The sequence below is a fragment of the Parvibaculum sedimenti genome (assembly GCF_009184905.1).
GTDB classification, from domain to species: domain Bacteria; phylum Pseudomonadota; class Alphaproteobacteria; order Parvibaculales; family Parvibaculaceae; genus Parvibaculum; species Parvibaculum sedimenti.
The window spans coordinates 153,226-171,713 of record NZ_WESC01000005.1; the positions used below are offsets into that span (position 1 = coordinate 153,226).

19 protein-coding genes and 1 other RNA gene are annotated in these 18,488 nt (G+C 64.4%); 11 read left to right on the forward strand and 9 right to left on the reverse strand.

Translation table 11 applies throughout. The features are described from left to right. Positions 1–2 precede the first annotated feature (2 nt). From efp to tkt, 8 genes are all read right to left on the reverse strand, one after another. Positions 3–569, reverse strand: coding sequence for an elongation factor P (efp, locus tag F2P47_RS07020; protein WP_152215632.1), 567 nt, complete (start codon positions 567–569; stop codon positions 3–5). 156 nt (positions 570–725) lie between these two features. After that, complete coding sequence (locus tag F2P47_RS07025) at positions 726–1,808, reverse strand: SEL1-like repeat protein (protein WP_152215633.1); 1,083 nt, start codon at positions 1,806–1,808, stop codon at positions 726–728. Then, positions 1,805–2,479, reverse strand: a complete 675-nt coding sequence (gene thiE / locus F2P47_RS07030) for a thiamine phosphate synthase (protein WP_152215634.1) — start codon at positions 2,477–2,479, stop codon at positions 1,805–1,807. The genes F2P47_RS07025 and thiE overlap by 4 nt, the downstream gene beginning before the upstream one ends. Before the next feature lie 35 nt (positions 2,480–2,514). Further along, positions 2,515–4,830: a Tex family protein gene (locus tag F2P47_RS07035; protein ID WP_152215635.1), complete on the reverse strand. Its 2,316-nt coding sequence runs from the start codon at positions 4,828–4,830 to the stop codon at positions 2,515–2,517. A 121-nt stretch (positions 4,831–4,951) separates the two neighbouring features. Continuing rightward, positions 4,952–5,884, reverse strand: coding sequence for a class I fructose-bisphosphate aldolase (locus F2P47_RS07040; protein WP_152215636.1), 933 nt, complete (start codon positions 5,882–5,884; stop codon positions 4,952–4,954). Between the two features lie 77 nt (positions 5,885–5,961). Next, the gene (locus tag F2P47_RS07045) at positions 5,962–7,167 is read right to left on the reverse strand and encodes a phosphoglycerate kinase (RefSeq protein WP_152215637.1); all 1,206 of its coding nucleotides are present in this window, start codon (positions 7,165–7,167) and stop codon (positions 5,962–5,964) included. Between the two features lie 18 nt (positions 7,168–7,185). Continuing rightward, on the reverse strand, positions 7,186–8,193 hold the full coding sequence (gene gap, locus F2P47_RS07050; protein ID WP_152215638.1) for a type I glyceraldehyde-3-phosphate dehydrogenase: 1,008 nt from the start codon (positions 8,191–8,193) through the stop codon (positions 7,186–7,188). Between the two features lie 22 nt (positions 8,194–8,215). Beyond that, positions 8,216–10,234 (reverse strand): transketolase, encoded by a 2,019-nt coding sequence (tkt, locus tag F2P47_RS07055; protein WP_152215639.1) that lies wholly within the window; start codon positions 10,232–10,234, stop codon positions 8,216–8,218. Positions 10,235–10,663: 429 nt separating this feature from the next. Between tkt and F2P47_RS07060 the strand changes: the two genes are divergently transcribed. The 6 genes from F2P47_RS07060 to F2P47_RS07085 all read left to right on the forward strand — a co-directional run bounded on the left by F2P47_RS07060 (position 10,664) and on the right by F2P47_RS07085 (position 14,033). Continuing rightward, on the forward strand, positions 10,664–10,930 hold the full coding sequence (locus F2P47_RS07060) for a DUF4164 family protein (protein ID WP_152215640.1): 267 nt from the start codon (positions 10,664–10,666) through the stop codon (positions 10,928–10,930). Between the two features lie 8 nt (positions 10,931–10,938). Next, entirely contained in the window at positions 10,939–11,298 is a 360-nt protein-coding gene (locus tag F2P47_RS07065) for a cell division protein ZapA (RefSeq protein ID WP_152215641.1), read from the forward strand. A gap of 78 nt (positions 11,299–11,376) precedes the next feature. After that, positions 11,377–11,533, forward strand: a non-coding RNA gene (ssrS, locus tag F2P47_RS07070) — 6S RNA. A gap of 21 nt (positions 11,534–11,554) precedes the next feature. After that, on the forward strand, positions 11,555–12,136 hold the full coding sequence (locus tag F2P47_RS07075; protein WP_152215642.1) for a 5-formyltetrahydrofolate cyclo-ligase: 582 nt from the start codon (positions 11,555–11,557) through the stop codon (positions 12,134–12,136). Positions 12,137–12,169: 33 nt separating this feature from the next. Next, entirely contained in the window at positions 12,170–12,982 is an 813-nt protein-coding gene (locus F2P47_RS07080; RefSeq protein WP_152215643.1) for a TIGR00282 family metallophosphoesterase, read from the forward strand. A gap of 22 nt (positions 12,983–13,004) precedes the next feature. Further along, a complete protein-coding gene (locus F2P47_RS07085) occupies positions 13,005–14,033 on the forward strand; it encodes a glycosyltransferase family protein (protein WP_152215644.1) in 1,029 nt (342 codons plus the stop codon). A gap of 6 nt (positions 14,034–14,039) precedes the next feature. On the opposite strand, the gene F2P47_RS07090 is transcribed toward F2P47_RS07085, so the two are convergent. Then, complete coding sequence (locus F2P47_RS07090; RefSeq protein ID WP_185680994.1) at positions 14,040–14,480, reverse strand: NUDIX hydrolase; 441 nt, start codon at positions 14,478–14,480, stop codon at positions 14,040–14,042. A 485-nt stretch (positions 14,481–14,965) separates the two neighbouring features. On the opposite strand from F2P47_RS07090, the gene F2P47_RS07095 reads away from it, so the two are divergent. From F2P47_RS07095 to F2P47_RS07115, 5 genes are all read left to right on the forward strand, one after another. Further along, positions 14,966–15,712, forward strand: coding sequence for a YebC/PmpR family DNA-binding transcriptional regulator (locus F2P47_RS07095; RefSeq protein ID WP_152215646.1), 747 nt, complete (start codon positions 14,966–14,968; stop codon positions 15,710–15,712). Between the two features lie 76 nt (positions 15,713–15,788). Beyond that, a complete protein-coding gene (gene ruvC, locus F2P47_RS07100) occupies positions 15,789–16,316 on the forward strand; it encodes a crossover junction endodeoxyribonuclease RuvC (protein ID WP_152215647.1) in 528 nt (175 codons plus the stop codon). After that, a complete protein-coding gene (gene ruvA / locus F2P47_RS07105; protein WP_152215648.1) occupies positions 16,313–16,942 on the forward strand; it encodes a Holliday junction branch migration protein RuvA in 630 nt (209 codons plus the stop codon). The genes ruvC and ruvA overlap by 4 nt, the downstream gene beginning before the upstream one ends. Then, positions 16,939–17,982 (forward strand): Holliday junction branch migration DNA helicase RuvB, encoded by a 1,044-nt coding sequence (gene ruvB, locus F2P47_RS07110; protein ID WP_152215649.1) that lies wholly within the window; start codon positions 16,939–16,941, stop codon positions 17,980–17,982. The genes ruvA and ruvB overlap by 4 nt, the downstream gene beginning before the upstream one ends. Continuing rightward, the gene (locus tag F2P47_RS07115) at positions 17,979–18,452 is read left to right on the forward strand and encodes a YbgC/FadM family acyl-CoA thioesterase (protein ID WP_152215650.1); all 474 of its coding nucleotides are present in this window, start codon (positions 17,979–17,981) and stop codon (positions 18,450–18,452) included. Before ruvB ends, F2P47_RS07115 begins: the two co-directional genes overlap by 4 nt. The last annotated feature ends 36 nt before the right edge of the window (positions 18,453–18,488 follow it).

Here is an 18,488-nt window from a genome sequence, read left to right on the forward strand (position 1 = left end):
GCTTAATCGGCGCGGCGGAGATAGGTGACTTCGTTCGTGTCGATGACGACCTTCTCGCCCGTGGTGATGAAGGGCGGCACCATGGTCCTGAGGCCATTGGAGAGCAGGGCGGGCTTGTAGGACGAGGCCGCCGTCTGGCCCTTCACGGTGGGTTCCGTCTCGGTCACTTCGAGCACGACCTGATCGGGGAGCGAGATGCCGATGGCGCGGCCTTCATGGCTTTCCACCGTCACCTTCATGCCGTCCTGGAGGAAGGCGGCGCGTTCGCCGACCCATTCCTTCGACAGCTCGATCTGCTCGTAGTTCTCGTTGTCCATGAAGGTCAGCATCCCGTCATTCTCGTAGAGATACTGATAGTCCTTCTGCTCGAGGCGAACGCGCTCGACCGTCTCGGCGGAGCGGAAGCGCTCGTTGAGCTTGCGGTTGTCGATGAGGTTCTTCAGTTCGACCTGCGCGAAGGCGCCGCCCTTGCCGGGCTTTACATGCTGAACCTTCACGGCGGCCCAGAGGCCACCCTGATGCTCGATGACATAGCCGGGGCGAATTTCGTTACCGTTGATCTTGGGCATAGGCTTTATCTCGGACTGGGTTTGAGCCGGCTTGCGCGGCTGACAAGCGCGCCATAACCGCGCCGGCGGCGCGGGATCGGCCGACCGGCGCTCTGATAGCATTTGCAGGGCCGAAGGCCAATGGCTTTCAGGTCGCGGGCTCTGCGGGCCGCTTCCTCAGTGGGCGGGTTTCTTCGCCGGTTTGGCTTTGCCCCCGGTGACGCGGGCAACCTCGGCATCGACCTTTGCCTGCTCTTCGGGGCTCACGAGCGGCTTCAGCGCGTCCCTCAGCGCCTTGTCCTCGATACCGGCCTTTTCGGCCAGAGTGAGCCAGAAGAGCGCCGCCGAGGGGTCCTTTTTCACGCCTTCGCCGGCGTAAAAGAGCTGAGCGAGGCGGTGCTGCGCATCCGGGACCCCTTGGCTCGCCGCAAGGCTGAACCACTGGGCAGCAAGCTTGGGGTCCTTCTCGACGCCGGTTCCGGCGTAATAGGCATATCCGAGCGCGGCGGCGGCGCCGGCGGAGCCCGATCGGGCCGCCGCCTTGAAGCGGATCGCGGCGACGGAGTCGTTTTTTTCGACGCCCTTGCCCGCCTGAAGCATCAGACCGAGCTGGTAATTCGCATCGGGCTGCCCCTGATTGCCTGCAAGCTCATAGAGACGGGCTGCCTGCTTCAGATCCTGCGGCACACCCTTGCCTGCGGCATATAGCGCGCCGAGATAGAACTGCCCGTTGGCGCTGCCCGCCTTTGTGGCCTCGCGCAGCCATTTGACCGCCCGGGCATCATCCTGCGGTCCGCCCGAGCCCGTGGCGTAGCAAAGGCCGAGTTCCGACTCGCCGCCCGGATGGCCCTGCGCGGCGGCGGCCTCGAAGAGCTTCCGCCCGGCCGCGGCGTTCGGTTTCATGCCGATGCCGTCCCGCGTCATCAGGCCGAGCGCATATTGCCCGTCCGCATTGCCCTGATTGGCGGCCTTGCGGAGCCATTTCACGGCCTCGGCGGTGTTCCGCTGCGTGCCGACGCCATTGTTGTAGAGGGTGGCGACGAGAACCTGTGCCTTGGCATTGCCCTTCTCGGCGAGAGGTTTGGCCAGAGCGAAAGCTTTTTCGTAATCCTTCGCCTGGAAAGCCGCTTCGACCGGGGCGAGATCGCCAGCATCGGCGTTGGCGGCAGCGGCGGGCGTGACGGCCTGTGCGGGGAAGGCGGCGATGCCGGGCGCTGCGATGCTTGCGGAGAGCGCCAGAGCGGCAACGAGACGCTTCACTTGCTTCTCTTTTCCTCGGACATGATCCGGTTCAATGCGCGGACGGCGGCGGCCGGTCCCTGATCGTAGGCCCAGACGCCCGAGGATACTGCGAGAAAATCGGCGCCCGCGCGAACCAGCGGCGCTGCATTCTCGACCGTGATCCCGCCAATGGCGACGCAGGGCACCACGAAGGTTTCCGTCCACCAGGTCAGGATTTCGGGCTCGGCCCTCGTTTTGGGCACTTTCGTGTCGGTGTCGTAAAAGGCGCCAAAGGCGACGTAATCGGCGCCATCCTCTCCAGCTACCATGGCAAGGTGGCGGGAATTATGACAGGTGACGCCGACGATGCGGTCCGGCCCGACGATCTTCCTTGCCTGCTTGCAGGGCATGTCGTCCTGACCGATATGGACGCCATCGGCGTTCAGTTCGGCGGCGAGATCGGCCCGGTCGTTGATAATGAAGGCGACATCGCGGGATTGTGCGACGGGCATCAGGATTTCGGTCGCCCGGCGGATCGTGTCGGCGTCGGCCGTTTCCGCAGCCTCGGTCTTGAGGCGGAGCTGCAGCGAGGCGACGTCGCCGGCGTCGAGCGCGGCCTTCAGCGTGTCGGCGAAGGCGCGCGGCTCGAGCCGCGGCGGCGTGATGAGATAGAGCCGGCAGGGCTCCCGTTCTTCTTCGATGATGCTCATGGGAGCGGTTTGTAGCGCGGCTTGGCCCTTTAAGTCTATTTCCGCCCGTCGAAGCCCGCCCGCCTGAGGGCATCGGCCAACGCGCCGCCGCCCGGAGCCTCGGGTTTGCGGTCGGGCCGGTTCTGCGGCTTTCCGGCCGGGCGGCCCTGACGTGGGCCGTCCTTGGCGGGGGCCGCCTCGTCGCTGAGGCGCATGGTGAGCCCGATGCGCTTCCGCTGGACATCGACCTCAACCACCTTCACGCGCACCACGTCGCCCGGCTTGGCGACATCGCGCGGGTCTTTGACGAAGTTCGTCGACATGGCCGAGATGTGGACGAGGCCGTCCTGATGGACGCCCACATCGACGAAGGCGCCGAAGGCGGCGACGTTGGTCACGACGCCTTCGAGCACCATGCCGGGTTCGAGGTCGCTGATCTTCTCGACGCCATCGCGGAAGGTCGCGGTCTTGAAGGCCGGGCGCGGGTCGCGGCCGGGCTTCTCCAGCTCTTTCAGAATGTCGCTGACGGTCGGTACGCCGAAGGTCTCGTCGGTGAAGTCCTGAGGGCGCAGCCCGCGCAGCACGGTGGCATTGCCGATCAGGCCTTTCAACTCGTCGCCGGTCTTTTCGATGATGCGGCGAACGACCGGATAGGCTTCCGGGTGAACGCTCGACGCGTCCAGCGGATCGTCGCCATTGGGAATGCGCAGGAAGCCCGCGCAAAGCTCGAAGGCCTTCGCGCCGAGGCGCGGCACATCCTTCAGCGCGGCGCGCGTGCGGAAGGGGCCATTGGCGTCGCGGTGGGCGACGATGCTCTGGGCAAGGCCTTCGCCGATGCCGGAGACGCGCGCGAGCAGCGGCACGGAGGCCGTGTTCGCATCGACGCCGACGCCGTTCACGCAGTCTTCCACCACCGCGTCGAGCGAGCGCGACAGCTTGTGCTCGCTGATGTCGTGCTGGTACTGGCCGACGCCGATCGACTTCGGATCGATCTTCACGAGTTCGGCCAGCGGGTCCTGCAGGCGCCGCGCGATGGAAACCGCGCCGCGGATCGAAACGTCGAGATCGGGCAGTTCGGCCGAAGCGTAAGCGGACGCCGAATAGACCGACGCGCCGGCTTCCGAAACCATCGCCTTGGTGAGCTTGAGGTCGGGGTGGCGCTGCATCAGTTCGGTGGCGAGCTTGTCCGTCTCGCGCGAGGCCGTGCCATTGCCGATGGCGACGAGGTCGACATTATGGGCGCGGGCATGGCGGGCGAGGATCGAGATCGCTTCGTCCCAGCGGCGTTGCGGCTCATGCGGATAGATCGTGTCGGTGGCGACCACCTTGCCGGTCGCATCGACGACGGCGACCTTTACGCCAGTGCGGAATCCCGGATCGAGGCCCATGGTGGCACGCGTTCCGGCGGGGGCGGCAAGCAGCAGGTCGCGCAGGTTTCCGGCGAAGACCTTCACCGCCTCGTCTTCCGCGATCTGGCGCAGACGCATGCGCAGATCGAGTGAGATGTGGAGCTGTATCTTGGTGCGCCAGGCCCAGCGAACCGTATCGAGTAGCCAGCGGTCGGCGGGCCGCCCCTTGTCCGCGATGTTGAAGTGAAGCGCGATGCGGCGCTCGAAGCTCGAAGGCTGGTTCTCCTGACCGGGCGCCACCTCCTCCGGCACCAAGGTGAGGCCCAGCATCTCTTCCTTCTCGCCGCGGAAAAGGGCGAGGATGCGATGCGAGGGGAGCTTGGTCAGCGGCTCGCTGAAGTCGAAATAATCGGCGAATTTCGCGCCCGCCTGTTCCTTGCCTTCCTGCACTTTCGAGACGAGCTTGCCCTTGGTCCAGACTTCCTCGCGAAGAGCGCCGATGAGTTCGGCAGTTTCCGAGAAACGTTCGATCAGGATCGAGCGCGCACCGTCGAGCGCGGCAGCGGCGTCAGCGACGCCCTTGTCGGCGCTCACATAGGTTTCTGCGGTCTTGGTGGGGTCGAGCGTCGGGTCGGCGAGGAGCGCGTCGGCCAGACCTTCGAGGCCCGCCTCGCGGGCGATCTGCGCCTTGGTGCGGCGCTTGGGCTTGTAGGGCAGGTAAATATCTTCAAGACGCGCCTTGCTGTCCGCCGTCGCGATCTGGTGCCTGAGCGCGTCGTCGAGCTTGCCCTGTTCCTCGACGCTTTTCAGAATTGCGGTGCGGCGCTCTTCAAGTTCGCGCAAGTAGGTGAGGCGCTCTTCCAGCGTACGAAGTTGCGCGTCGTCCAGCGTGCCGGTCACTTCCTTGCGGTAACGCGCAATGAAGGGAACCGTTGCGCCGCCGTCGAGAAGTACGACGGCCGCTTCCACCTGGCGTTCGAGGACACCGAGCTCTTCCGCAATACGTGCGTTGATCGACTTCATGGGACTCGCGATGTTCGAGGTCAGGGGCCGCGTTTTTACCGCGCCGCGAGGCATGGTTAAAGCAAAAGAAAACGCCCCGCTCTTGCGAGCGGGGCGTTGATCTCACGGGCTTGTGGAAAACTCAGTCTTCCTTGCCAAGGTAGATCTTCACCAGCTTGTCGAGCATGGCGAGCGCGTCTTCGCGCTTACGCTGAAAGGTGTTGCGGCCGATGATCGAGCCGTTGCCGCCACCGTCGCGGATGGCGCGCGCATCTTCGTAAACCGCGTCCGTGCCCTTCGCGGCGCCGCCCGAGAAGACGACGATGCGGCGGCCGTTGAAGAGCGTCTGCACGACATGCTGGACGCGCTTGGCCTGCGTCGAGATGTCGATCTTCTGCGCTTCGTAGACCTTCTTGGCTTCGGGCTGCTCGATGAAATCGGTCGGCAGCTTCACCTTGATGATGTTGGCGCCGAGGAGGGCGGCCATGTGCGCCGCATAGGCGCCGATGTCGATGGCGAGCTCGCCTTCCTTGGAGAGGTTGCCGCCGCGCGGATAGGACCAGATGACGGTGGCGAGACCGGCGGCCTTCGCTTCCGCCGACATCTCGCGGATCTCTTCCATCATGTCGAACTGCACGTCCGAGCCCGGATAGATCGTGAAGCCGATGGCCGAGCAGCCGAGGCGCAGCGCGTCGTCAACCGTCGAGGTGATCGCCTGGTCGGGCGCTTCCTTCGCGCGGGCGAGGCTGTTCGAGCTGTTGACCTTGAGGATCAGCGGGATCTGGCCGGCGAAGGTGTCGGCGCCCGCTTCGATCATGCCGAGCGGTGCGGCATAGGCGTTGAGCCCGGCGTCGATCGCGAGCTGGAAGTGGTAGCGCGGATCATAGGCCTCGGGGTTCGGTGCGAAGCTGCGCGCCGGGCCATGCTCGAAGCCCTGGTCGACCGGCAGGATGATCATCTTGCCGGTGCCGCCGAGCTTGCCCGTCATCAGCATGCGCGCGAGGTTGGCCTTCGTGCCGGGATTGTCGCTCTCATACCAGGAGAGAATGTCGCGTACTTTGCGGGTGATTTTCATCGGAGGTCTCGCAATCTTGAGTGGGTGGGCTCATCGCCCGCAATGAACTGCCCTTTTCAGGGCGATACTGGTCGGGATCAGTGCTCCAGCGCCGCGACGCCCGGCAACTCGACACCTTCCATCCATTCGAGGAAGGCGCCACCGGCGGCGGACACATAGGTGAAATCCTCGGTCGCGCCCGCTTCGTTGAGCGCGGCCACCGTGTCGCCGCCGCCCGCCACCGAGATCAGCGTGCCCATCTTGGTGAGCATCGCGACCTGACGTGCCGCAGCCACGGTGCCCTGATCGAAGGGCGGCGTTTCGAAGGCGCCGAGCGGTCCGTTCCAGACGACGGTCTTCGCCGTTTCGAGGCGGCCTGCGATATAGGCGAGCGTGTCGGTGCCGACATCGAGGATCATCTTGTCGTCGGGCACGGCGTCGATCGAAACCGTCTGTGCCGCGGCATTGGGCTTGAACTCGGCAGCGACGACCACATCGGTCGGCAGCACGATTTCGCAATTGGCCGAACGCGCATTGGCGAGAATGCGGCGCGCCGTGTCGAGGAGGTCATGCTCGCAAAGCGACTTGCCGACCTTCTTGCCCTGAGCGGCGAGGAAGGTGTTGGCCATGCCACCACCGATGACCAGCGTGTCGACTTTCTTCACGAGATTGCCGAGGAGCGAAATCTTGGTCGAAACCTTGGCGCCGCCGACGATGGCGACGACGGGATGCGTCGGATTGCCGAGCGCGGCGTCGAGCGCCCGCAGCTCCTCTTCCATCGCGCGGCCCGCATAGGACGGCAGTTCATGCGCGATCGCTTCTGTCGAGGCATGGGCGCGGTGGGCGCAGGAGAAGGCGTCGTTCACATAGACGTTGCCGTTCTCGGCCAGCGCTCGGGCGAAACCGGCGTCGTTCTGTTCTTCGCCCGGATGGAAGCGCGTGTTTTCCAGCACGATGACGCCGCCATTGGGCAGCGCGTCGATTGCCTTTTGCGCCACTTCGCCCACGCAGTCGGAAGCGAAAGCGGCCTTGCGTCCGATAAAGGGTTCGAGCGCGGCGGCGACGGGAGCGAGGCTGTACTTCGCTTCCGGCGCACCCTTGGGACGGCCGAAATGCGAAAGCACGATCACCTTGGCGCCGCGATCGGCGAGTTCGGTGATCGTCGACGCGACGCGCTCGATGCGCGTCGCGTCGGTGATGCGGCCTTCGGCCATTGGAACGTTCAGGTCAGCCCGGACAAGAACGCGCAGACCCTTGAGGCCTACGGCTTTGAACAGGTCGTCGAGTGTTTTATGGCCGGCCATGTCTTCAGTTATCCGAGATCAGAGAAGCTTGCCCATGGCGACGGCGGTGTCGCCCATGCGGTTCGAGAAGCCCCACTCATTGTCGTACCAGCTGAGCACGCGCACGAGCTTGCCGTCGATGACCTGCGTCTGGGTGAGATCGAAGGTCGATGAGGCCGGGTTGTGGTTGAAGTCAACCGAGACGAGCTTTTCGTCGGTCGTCGCGAGCACGCCCTTCAGCGGGCCCTTCGCGGCGGCAATGATCGCGGCGTTCACTTCCTCGGCGGTCGTCTTCTTCTTGGCGGTGAAGACGAGGTCGATGACGGAGACGTTCGCGGTCGGAACGCGGATCGAGGTACCGTCGAGCTTGCCCTTAAGTTCCGGCAGAACGAGGCCCACGGCCTTGGCCGCGCCCGTCGAGGTCGGGATCATGGAAAGGGCCGCGGCGCGGGCGCGACGGGCGTCGCTATGCAGCGTGTCGACCGTGTTCTGGTCGCCCGTGTAGGAGTGGATCGTCGTCATGTAGCCCTGCTCGATGCCAACGGCCTTGTTGAGCACCTGAGCGACCGGTGCGAGGCAGTTCGTCGTGCAGGACGCGTTGGAGACGATCTTGTGGCTCTTCTTCAGATCTTTGTGGTTCACGCCATAGACGACGGTGATTTCAGCGCCATCGGCGGGAGCCGAGATCAGGACCTTCTTCGCACCGGCGGTCAGGTGCATCGAGGCCTTTTCCTTGGAGGTGAAAATGCCCGTGCATTCGAGCGCGATGTCGACGCCGAGGTCACCCCAGGGGAGCTTCGACGGGTCGCGCTCGGCGAGCACCTTGATCGGGCCGCGGCCGAGATCGAAGGACGACTTCGTTACCTTGATCTTGCCGGGGAAGGGCCCGTGGACCGAGTCCCACTTCAGCAGGTGGGCATTCGCTTCCACCGAACCGAGGTCGTTGATCGCCACGACCTCGATGTCCTTGCGGCCAGACTCCGCAATGGCGCGAAGGACGAGACGCCCGATACGACCGAAACCGTTGATTGCGACGCGGACAGCCATTTCCTGAGATCTCCTGACGAGGTTAGGCCCCGAGGCAAGCCTTCGCGGCGGCCGCCGCGGCTTCCGGGGTAATGTTGAAGTGCTTGTAAAGGTCCTTGGCGGGGGCGCTGGCGCCGAAGCCGGGCATGCCGATGAAGGCGCCGTTCTCGCCGATATAGCGGTCCCAGCCATACTGGATGGCGGCTTCGATGGCGACTTTCACCGTGCCTTCGCCGAGCGTCTTCTTCTTGTAGTCTCGCGACTGCGCTTCGAAAAGTTCGACGCAGGGCATGGAGACGACGCGGGCGCCGATGCCTTCGGCTTCGAGAAGCTTCTGCGCGGCAAGCGCGATCTCGACTTCCGAGCCGGTGGCGATGAGCGTCACCTTGGCGGGCGCGGTGGCAGGCGAAAGCTCGTAGCCGCCCTTCGCGCAGAGGTTCTCTTCCGTATAGGTGTTGCGCACCGTCGGAAGGTTCTGGCGGGACAGGGCGAGGATCGAGGGCGTCTTTTCCGCTTCGAGCGCGAGCTGCCAGCATTCCAGCGTTTCGACCGCGTCGGCGGGACGGAACACATAGAGGTTCGGCATGGCGCGGAGCGAGGCGAGATGCTCGACCGGCTGATGCGTCGGGCCGTCTTCGCCGAGGCCGATCGAGTCATGCGTCATGACATAGATGACGCGCTGCTCCATCAGCGCCGACAGGCGGATGGCCGGACGGCAGTAATCGGTGAAGACAAGGAAGGTGCCGGAATAGGGAATGAAGCCCTTGTGCAGCGCGATGCCGTTCATGGCAGCAGCCATGCCGAGCTCGCGAATGCCGTAATGGATGAAGGAACCGGAGAAATCCGTCGCAGTGACCGCCTTCTGGCCCTTGGAGCGCGTGTTGTTCGAGCCAGTGAGGTCGGCGGAGCCGCCGATCGTCTCGGGGACCACGGCGTTGATGACGTTGAGCGCTTCTTCCGAGGATTTGCGCGTCGCCCAGTTGGGTTTTTCCTCGGTGAGCTTCTTCTTGTAGTCGCTGATCGCCCTGGCGAAGTCCGAAGGGAGTTTGCCTGAAAGCTGGCGCTCGAACTCGGCGCGGACGACCGCATCGAGCTTCGCAACGCGCGCTTCCCATTCAGCGCTGGTCTTGGCGTGGGCGGTGCCCGCGGCGCGCCAGGCGCTCAGAATATCGGCGGGGATGACGAAGGGCGCCGCGTCCCAGCCGAGCGTCTGGCGGGTGAGGGCGATTTCGTCCGGCCCAAGCGGCGAGCCATGCGAGGAGGACTTGCCGTGCTTGTTCGGCGAGCCGTAGCCGATCACCGTGCGGCAGGCGATGAGCGTCGGCTTGTCCGACTTCCGCGCCTTGGCGATGGCGGCCTCGATGGCGTCGGCGTCGTGGCCGTCGATACGGGTCGCGTTCCAGCCGGCAGCCTCGAAACGCTTCAGCGCGTCGCCCGACTCCGAAAGGTCGAGCGAGCCGTCGATGGTGATGCCGTTGTCGTCGTAAAGAACGATGAGCTTCGAAAGGCGCAGATGGCCGGCAAGGCTGATCGCCTCGTGGCTGATGCCTTCCATGAGGTCGCCGTCAGACGCGATGACATAAGTAAAGTGATCGACCACGCCATCGAAGCGGGCGGCGGCGAGCCTTTCGGCCATTGCCATGCCGACAGCGGTGGAGATGCCCTGGCCGAGCGGGCCGGTCGTCGTTTCGACGCCCTGAACATGGCCATATTCCGGATGGCCCGCCGTGATCGCGCCGAGCTGGCGGAAATTCCTGATCTGCTCGATCGTCATGTCCTCGTAGCCGAGGAGGTAGTTGACGGCATAAAGCAGCATCGAGCCGTGCCCGGCGGACAGCACGAAACGGTCGCGGTCCGGCCAATGGGGCTTCTTCGGGTCGATCTTGAGGAATTTGGTGAACAACACCGTTGCCATGTCGGCGGCACCCATCGGCATGCCGGGATGGCCCGAATTGGCCTGCTGCACGGCGTCCATGGCAAGGGCCCGGATGGCGTTGGCCATGTCGCGATGTGAAACCGAGGCTTGAGCCCGGGGGGCGGCCGACTGATCGGATGTCGTCATGTCTATACTCTCTGAGCCTCGGAACTTGACCCTCCGCCAAACCTCCTGGAGGGTGGAATCCGGGCGCGGAGCCGGGTCTGATCGAAGATCTGGCGCATTCACCGCGCCGTGTCAGGAGCCCATGCTCCGGACCTCAAAATGGCCCGCGAATGCTGAAACTTGCGGGGCCGAATCCGTCCGTATAGGGGGTCTGGCGAGCGGCGCCACAATGACCACCGAGTTACGCAGAGTCAATGATGGATTCATGCAAAACGGCCCGCGTTTCCGCGCCTTCGGACCGGCGTGACGGCTCGTCGCAGCCCTCCCCGCGGTCAATGTTCCGTCTTCGGCGGGACGCGGGCGCGGCGCCCGATATTGCCTCGCTTTCGGCGCGCGCCTATCTTGAGAAATGAAGGGCCTCGGCCCCCGATTCCGGATATATAGCAGCGTATGAGCAAACTCGATTCCGCGACGGAGCGCTTCAAGGCGGCGCTCGACAGGCTTGAAGCCGGCATTCACCGCCAGCTCCTGCGCGCCCAATCGGCTGCGCGGCTCGAAAACGAGCTCGACGCGCTCAAGCAGGACCGGGCGAAGCTCGCCGAGGAACTCGACCATATGAAATTCGAGGCGCGGCGGCTCAATGAGCTGAACGAGCGGGCGTCCGAAACGCTGGCGAATGCCATTGAGGGCATCCGCGAAGTGCTGGCGGCGGAATAGAGGTCACCATGGGACAGGTCACGGTTCACATCAACGATCGCGCCTATGTCGTCGCCTGCGGCGATGGCGAAGAGGCGCATCTGAAGGATCTCGCCGCCCACATCAACCTCCATGTCACCGACCTTTCCCGCGAAGTGGGGCAGATCGGTGAAACGCGGCTCATGCTCATGGCCTCGCTTCTGGTCGCCGACGAGCTTTCCGACGCGCTGGCCAAGGTGAAGATGCTCGAAGCCGACATCGAGCAACTGACACAGACCCGCATTGCGGCACTCGAACGCTCGCGCGAGGCGGAAGACCTGCTCGGCGACGTGCTCGACAGCGCCGCTCGCCGCATCGAGGACATTGCGCGCCGCATTGAGGCCGCGTGAGCCTCATTTGCGGGCTGGAGACGGCCGCGACGCCGCCGCGCTTGACCTCGGGGCACTTTAAGGCGGATAGAATGAAGTTGGGTGCTGCCTGGTGCGTCAGGAACACTTTCTCTCGGGGCCTTACGATCCTTAAGGGAGCTGTCCCTGGGGAGGACCCTGGTCCTCTTCACACGGCGCCCACCTACTTATGTAGGTCTCCGAGGATCCACGTTCCAACGGCCGAGGTGGCCCCACCCAATCGCCCGGCGGTGCTCTCATGAGCGTTGCCGAGGCCAAGAACGCGGCGCGCATTGCCGCCCGTGACCGCCGCTCCGCCGCGCAGGCCATTCTGGGCACAGACGCCGCGCCAGCCTTTGCACGCCATGTCTTCGAGGCAATCCCGCTCGTCCCCGGCGCGGTCATTGCCGGTTATGCGCCGATTTCCTCGGAAGCCGACCCCATGGCAATCTTGAGGGAAGCCGATGCGCGCGGCTTTCCTTGCGCTCTTCCCTCGGTCGAGGCCCCGGCGAGCCCGCTCACCTTCAGGCGATGGCGCCCGGACGATCCGCTTATTGACGGCCCGCATGGCACGCGCGCGCCGGATGTCGGGGCGCCTATCCTGATGCCGCAGGTCGTGATTGTGCCGCTTCTCGCCTTCGACAGAGCGGGGCGCCGTCTCGGCTACGGCGGCGGCTATTACGACCGGACGCTGGCTTTTTTGCGAGCCAGAGGCGAAAACACCATTCTCGCAGTCGGCCTCGCCTTCTCGGCGCAGGAGGCCGACGAACTGCCGGAAGATTCCGGCGATCAACGTCTCGACTGGATCGTGACGGAACGAGGCGCCTGGCCCGTTGGATAGGGGCCTTCAGGGCGTCGTCGCAGGATGAGTTGAATGAAGCTGTTGTTTCTGGGCGATATCGTCGGACGGGCGGCTCGCGATGCCATTATTTCCGATCTGCCGGGTCTGCGTGCCGATCTGGACGCCGATTTTGTCGTTGTGAATGGCGAGAACGCTGCCGGCGGTTTCGGCATCACCGCGCAGATCTGTGAAGAGCTTTTCGACGCGGGCGTCGATGTGGTGACGCTTGGCAATCATGCATGGGACCAGCGTGAGGCGCTGGTTCACATCGAACGCGAATCTCGGCTCATTCGTCCTGTGAATTTTCCCAAGGGCACGCCGGGTCGCGGCGCCCATCTTTTTGAGACGGCAAAGGGCGAGCGCGTTCTCGTCATCAATGCCATGGGCCGCGTTTTCATGGATGCGCTGGACGATCCCTTCGCCGCCATCGAACGCGAACTCGATGCCTGCCCGCTGGGCGAGGTGGCCGATGCGATCCTTGTCGATTTCCACGGCGAGGCGACGTCCGAGAAAATGGCGATGGGTCATTTCTGTGATGGCCGCGCGAGCCTCGTCGTCGGCACGCATAGCCATGTGCCGACTGCCGACGCGCAGGTGCTGCCGGGTGGCACGGCCTATCAGACCGATGCGGGCATGTGCGGCGATTACAATTCCGTCATTGGAATGGAAAAGGATGAGCCGCTAAACCGCTTCCTCTCAAAGATTCCAAGCGGCCGTTTCCAGCCTGCGCTGGGCCCGGCGACCCTTTGCGGCGTCTTCGTCGAAACGGATGCGAGGGGCCTTGCCTCGCGCATTGAGCCCGTGCGCATCGGCGGTCGTTTGAAGCGCGCGCTACCAGACGTTTGAACGAGACAGGTTTGGCGCATTCATGAGAATTGCAATCGTCGGAAATTTCAACGAACGCAAGGCTGGCGCGAACTTCTACGCGACTGTCCGGAAGCTGATGAACGGCTTCATCCGCAACGGCCATTTTGTCATGCCCTTCAGCGACCGCGACGTGGCGCGTGAAGCGGGGCGATTGGGCATCGGCCGTGTCGGCGATGGCGGCGCAAACCGCCGCCTTGTCCAATTGTGCAGGAGTTTCCGTCCGGATCTCGTTCTGCTGGTCCATGCGGATATCATTTCCAACGATACGCTGCGCGAGCTGAAGACGCTGAAGCCTGCGCCTGTCCTTGCCGTCGTCAATCTCGATCCGTTGTTCGAGGCTGTGAACCCGCCGCGCGTGCGCCGCTTTGCGGAAGTCGCCGATATCACATTCATCACGACGGCGGGACAGCCGCTCACGGAGTTTGCGACGCGCAGACATCGCATCGCGTTCATTCCCAATCCAGCCGACCGCTCGCTCGAAGCGATGGAAGGCTTTGCCCGCACAGATCAGGCCTTCGATCTCCTCTGCAGCATCATCAGCGAGAAGGGAACGCCGCAGCGCGCCGCCTTCATGCGGGCGCTTCAGGCGGCAGTGCCGGAAGCGCGTTGCGATTTTTACGGACTCGACAATCATGCGCCGGTCTTCGGCGCGGCCTATTTCGACGCTATCTCGGGCGCACGAATGGGGCTCAATCTGAGCCGCGGCGACGATCACTATCTCTATTCGTCGGATCGCATCGCGCAATATGTCGGCAACGGACTTCTCGTCTTTGTCGCCCGCTCTTCGGGCTATGGCGACATTTTTTCCGAGCGCGAACTTGTCTTTTACGACGGGGTGCCCGATCTCGCGGAAAAGTTGCGCTACTTCATCGCGCATGACGACGAACGCCGTGCGATCGCCGAGGCCGGCCATGCGAAATATCACGCGATCTTCAATGAGCGGCTCGTCGCCCGCTTCATCGAGGAAGCCGCCTTTGGCCGCAAGCTCAGCCCCGACTATGCCTGGCCGACGACGATCTACGGCGGCTGAGGCTGGCTACCAGCCATATGCCGAATAGGCGATGTCGCTTGAGATACATGTGAGCGCTTGCCGGACATAAGGAACCAGGTCGTTTGGTAGCGCTGAAATAGGTGCCCAGGTTAGATCGCTATGTTTGTCGGGCTCACCGATTTTCGGTGTTCCGTCCCATGCGAAAACTTCGAAGAAAAGGCCCAGCCACTCGTCGCCTTCGGTGCGGCAATGAAGCGTATGGGCGAGCCGGATGTTATCCGGATCGATGCTCACGGACGCCTCTTCAGAGGCTTCGCGGATTACGGCAAGTGCAGCCGGCTCGTCGCCGTCCATGGCTCCTGCGGGCACACTGAACAATCCGTCGAGCCAGCCGGTGTTCGCCCGGCGGATCAGGAGTACCTGATCCTCCCGCCTCAATACTGCGAAAACCGATACGGAAAGTCGGAATCTCTCACGCTTACCCATGAAGCCCTCCACCCGGCGAGAGAACAGCGTGGAGCGCCGGAACGATTCTGGGAAGGCGGGGGGAAGTCTGAAACGCAATACGCCCCGCTCATGGCTCCGAGGTGGGTGAGGTGCCATGGGCGGGGCGCGTTTGCCGCCGCGTCCTGCGGGGGCAGTCCGTGCCGTGGGTTTGGGCGGGCCACGGCAGCGGACCTGCTGCAATTCGTTCCGGTTCGGACGGTTGGGCGACCATCGGTGTGAACCGGAACGTCCTCACAGTAGTAGTGAATCGTTAAGCACACGTTAAACGAGTATATGTTGTTTAACAACACGCATAACGTGTATTCTCTCCCCGGTGAAGCGCAGCCGGGCCGAAGGCCGCAGGCGCACTATGGATTTTGGGAAAGCGGCCCCCTATAAAGCCGGGCATCAGGCATTATGAATGCCGCCCCGTGGGCGGCGAAGCAGGCCGCCTCGCGGCGGCGCCGTCAGGAATCGGAGTCGCCATGGCCGGCCATTCGCAATTCAAGAACATCATGTACCGCAAGGGCGCGCAGGATAAGAAGCGCTCCAAGCTGTTCTCGAAACTCGCGAAGGAAATCACGGTCGCGGCCAAGCAGGGTCTCGCCGATCCGGAATACAACCCGCGCCTGCGCGCCGCCATTCAGGCCGCCCGCGCCGAAAACATGCCGCGCGACAACATCGAACGCGCCATCAAGAAGAGCACCGATCAGGGCGGCGAGAACTACGAAGAGGTCCGCTATGAGGGCTTCGGCATCGGCGGCGTCGGCGTGATCGTCGAAACGCTGACCGACAACCGCAACCGCACGGCAAGCTCGGTGCGCTCGATCTTCACCAAGCATGGCGGCAATCTCGGCGAAACGGGCTCCGTCTCCTTCATGTTCTCGCGCCTCGGCCGCGTCGAATATGCGCCCGAAGTCGCCAGCGCCGACGACATGCTCGAAGCGGCGATCGACGCGGGCGCCGAGGATTGCCAGTCGGGCGAGCAGGGGCACGAGATTTTCTGCGCCCCCGAGCAGCTCCACGAGGTCGCCCGCGCCCTCGAGGCGAAGTTCGGCGAGCCCCGCGCCGCCAGCATCGTCTGGAAGCCGCAGAATTCGATTCCGCTCGAGGACGACAAGGCCGAGACGCTCCTGAAGATGCTCGACGTGCTGGACGACGACGACGATGTGCAGCAAGTTTATGCGAACTTCGAAATCTCCGATTCGGCGCTCGCCAAGATGTCGGCCTGATCGGGCCGCGTCATGACGCCGGGGCGGAGTAAACCCGCCCGCCGCTGAAGCCAGGGCATGGAGGCAGCGCCCGCACATGCCGGCCTCTCAACGATATCTCGGAATCGATCCGGGTCTTCGCGCCACCGGCTGGGGCGTGATCGATGTCGCGGGCGCGCGTCTCGTTCATGTCGCCAACGGCACGATCACGTCGAACGACAAGCTCGGCGTCGCTGAACGTCTCGTCGAGCTCGAGCGCGGGCTGATTTCCGTGCTCGAAGCCTATTCGCCAGACGGCGCCGCGGTCGAACAGGTCTTCGTGGCTCGCGATCCGGTCGCCGCATTGAAGCTCGGTCAGGCGCGCGCCATGGCGCTGCTGGTGCCCGCGCGGGCGGGGCTTCCGGTTGCCGAATATGCGGCGAACCACATCAAGAAGTCGGTCGTGGGCGCGGGCCATGCCGGAAAGGCGCAGATCAGGATGATGGTCGAAATGTTGCTCCCGGGCTGCGGTGTTCAGACAGAACACGCGGCTGACGCGCTCGCGATCGCCATTTGCCATGCGCATTCCGGCGGCGCGAATGAACGCATCGCGGCGGCACTTCTCAAGGCGGGCGTGGCGCGATGATCGGAAAGCTCAAAGGTCTTGTCGATGAGGTCGGCGCCGACTGGTTGATCGTGGATGTGAACGGCGTCGGCTATCTCGTCACCTGTTCGCGCCGGACGCTCGACGCGCTGCCGGAGCCGGGCGGCGCGGTGACGCTTTCCATCGAAACAAAGGTGAGCGAAGACGCGATCCGCCTCGTCGGCTTCACCTCCGATCTCGAACGCGACTGGTTCAGGCTGCTGCTGAGCGTGCAGGGTGTCGGCACGCGCGTTGCGCTGGGCGTTCTCGGGACGTTGACGCCTGCCGACCTCGCCCGCGCCATCGCGCTGGAAGACAAGAAGGCTGTGTCCGCCGCGCCCGGCGTTGGCCCCAAGGTCGCCGCCCGCATTGTCGCGGAGCTGAAGGACAAGGCGCCCGCGTCGACCAGTCTCAATGCGGTTCTTGATGTCGGCGCGCCCCTCGGTGTCGAGGAAAGTGCCGCCCGCAATCATTCGGTCGCCATGCGCGACGCGATTTCGGCGCTGGTCAATCTCGGCTATCCGCAGGTGCAGGCGGCATCGGCCATTTCCGGCGCCGTGAAGAAGCTTGAGAGTGGCGCCACGGCGGAGCAGCTTATCCGGCAGGGCCTGAAGGAGTTGGCACGGTGACGGATCGCCTTATCGGCGCACGCAAGAAGGACGAGGATGAAGCCGAGCGTTCGCTCCGGCCCTTGGCGCTTGCCGATTTCGTAGGGCAGGCGCGCGCCCGCGAGAATCTCGCCGTCTTCATCGAAGCCGCCCGCTCGCGCGGCGAAGCACTGGACCATGTGCTTTTCGCAGGCCCCCCCGGCCTCGGCAAGACGACGCTCGCCCAGATCGTCGCCCGCGAATTGGGCGTCAATTTCCGCGCGACTTCGGGGCCGGTGATTTCCAAGGCTGGCGATCTTGCCGCGCTGCTGACCAATCTCGAACCGCGCGACGTGCTTTTCATCGATGAAATTCATCGGCTGACACCCGCAGTGGAAGAAATCCTCTATCCCGCAATGGAGGATTTCCAGCTCGACCTCATCATCGGCGAAGGCCCCGGCGCGCGCTCTGTGCGCATCGACCTCGCACCCTTCACGCTGGTCGGCGCGACGACGCGGACAGGCCTTCTGACCACGCCGCTGCGCGACCGTTTCGGCATTCCGGTGCGTCTGCATTTCTATGAGGTTGCCGAACTCGAACTCATCGTGCGGCGCGGCGCAAGGCTCCTTGGCATCGAGATGACGGCGGACGGCGCCCATGAGATCGCGCGCCGGGCGCGCGGTACGCCTCGCGTTGCCGGGCGGCTGCTGCGGCGTGTGCGCGACTTCGCGGCCGTCGATGGCGTGAAAACCATCGATGCCAAAGAGGCTGATCGCGCCTTGCAGCGGCTGGAGGTCGACGAGCGCGGCCTCGATGCGCTCGACCATCGCTATCTGCGCTGCATCGCCGTCAGCTTCGCGGGCGGACCGGTCGGCGTTGAAACGGTCGCGGCCGCCCTTTCGGAGCCGCGCGACGCCATCGAGGAGATTATCGAGCCCTATCTCATCCAGCAGGGCTTCGTGAACCGTACCCCGCGCGGACGTGTGCTCACGGCGGCGGCCTTCGGCCATCTGAGCCTCCCGGTGCCTGCCGGCGGCGTGGCCGGGCAGGGGGCGCTCTTCACAGGCGAGGATGAGGCATGAGCGCGCGCGAATGGCCGGACCTTGCAGGCCGAATCGAGGGGCAGACACATATCCTGCCGGTCCGCGTCTATTACGAGGACACGGATTTCTCCGGCATCGTCTATCACGCCAATTATCTGCGCTTTGCCGAGCGTGGCCGGTCGGACTTCCTCAGGGTCGTGGGCATCAGCCACACCGAACTCTTCGATGGCGAGGACCCGCTCGCCTTCGCCATCCACCGGATGGAGATCGACTTCGTGAAGCCCGCCCGCATCGACGAGCTGCTTGAGGTCCACACGCGCTACACGCGCGCAGGCGGCGCGCGACTCGAAGCGGAACAGGCGATCTACCGGCAGGCGGCCGGCGAACTCGATCCGATCTGGCGGGCGAAGGTTTTCGCGGCGGTGATCGACCTCAAGGGAAGGCCGCGGCGCATGCCTGCCGAGGTGCGCGATGCGTTGAAAACCTATGTCCAACCGGCGGTTCAATGAGCGGTTGTGCTCGCCAGGCAACAACTCGCTTTCTAA

Excerpts from the sequence above, each read along its gene's own strand:
- efp (WP_152215632.1), bottom strand. The coding sequence starts at position 569 with ATGCCCAAGATCAACGGTAACGAAATTCGCCCCGGCTATGTCATCGAG.
- thiE (WP_152215634.1), bottom strand. The coding sequence starts at position 2,479 with ATGAGCATCATCGAAGAAGAACGGGAGCCCTGCCGGCTCTATCTCATC.
- F2P47_RS07035 (WP_152215635.1), bottom strand. The coding sequence starts at position 4,830 with ATGAAGTCGATCAACGCACGTATTGCGGAAGAGCTCGGTGTCCTCGAA.
- F2P47_RS07040 (WP_152215636.1), bottom strand. The coding sequence starts at position 5,884 with ATGAAAATCACCCGCAAAGTACGCGACATTCTCTCCTGGTATGAGAGC.
- F2P47_RS07045 (WP_152215637.1), bottom strand. The coding sequence starts at position 7,167 with ATGGCCGGCCATAAAACACTCGACGACCTGTTCAAAGCCGTAGGCCTC.
- gap (WP_152215638.1), bottom strand. The coding sequence starts at position 8,193 with ATGGCTGTCCGCGTCGCAATCAACGGTTTCGGTCGTATCGGGCGTCTC.
- tkt (WP_152215639.1), bottom strand. The coding sequence starts at position 10,234 with ATGACGACATCCGATCAGTCGGCCGCCCCCCGGGCTCAAGCCTCGGTT.
- F2P47_RS07060 (WP_152215640.1), top strand. The coding sequence starts at position 10,664 with ATGAGCAAACTCGATTCCGCGACGGAGCGCTTCAAGGCGGCGCTCGAC.
- F2P47_RS07065 (WP_152215641.1), top strand. The coding sequence starts at position 10,939 with ATGGGACAGGTCACGGTTCACATCAACGATCGCGCCTATGTCGTCGCC.
- F2P47_RS07075 (WP_152215642.1), top strand. The coding sequence starts at position 11,555 with ATGAGCGTTGCCGAGGCCAAGAACGCGGCGCGCATTGCCGCCCGTGAC.
- F2P47_RS07080 (WP_152215643.1), top strand. The coding sequence starts at position 12,170 with ATGAAGCTGTTGTTTCTGGGCGATATCGTCGGACGGGCGGCTCGCGAT.
- F2P47_RS07085 (WP_152215644.1), top strand. The coding sequence starts at position 13,005 with ATGAGAATTGCAATCGTCGGAAATTTCAACGAACGCAAGGCTGGCGCG.
- F2P47_RS07090 (WP_185680994.1), bottom strand. The coding sequence starts at position 14,480 with ATGGGTAAGCGTGAGAGATTCCGACTTTCCGTATCGGTTTTCGCAGTA.
- F2P47_RS07095 (WP_152215646.1), top strand. The coding sequence starts at position 14,966 with ATGGCCGGCCATTCGCAATTCAAGAACATCATGTACCGCAAGGGCGCG.
- ruvC (WP_152215647.1), top strand. The coding sequence starts at position 15,789 with ATGCCGGCCTCTCAACGATATCTCGGAATCGATCCGGGTCTTCGCGCC.
- ruvA (WP_152215648.1), top strand. The coding sequence starts at position 16,313 with ATGATCGGAAAGCTCAAAGGTCTTGTCGATGAGGTCGGCGCCGACTGG.
- F2P47_RS07115 (WP_152215650.1), top strand. The coding sequence starts at position 17,979 with ATGAGCGCGCGCGAATGGCCGGACCTTGCAGGCCGAATCGAGGGGCAG.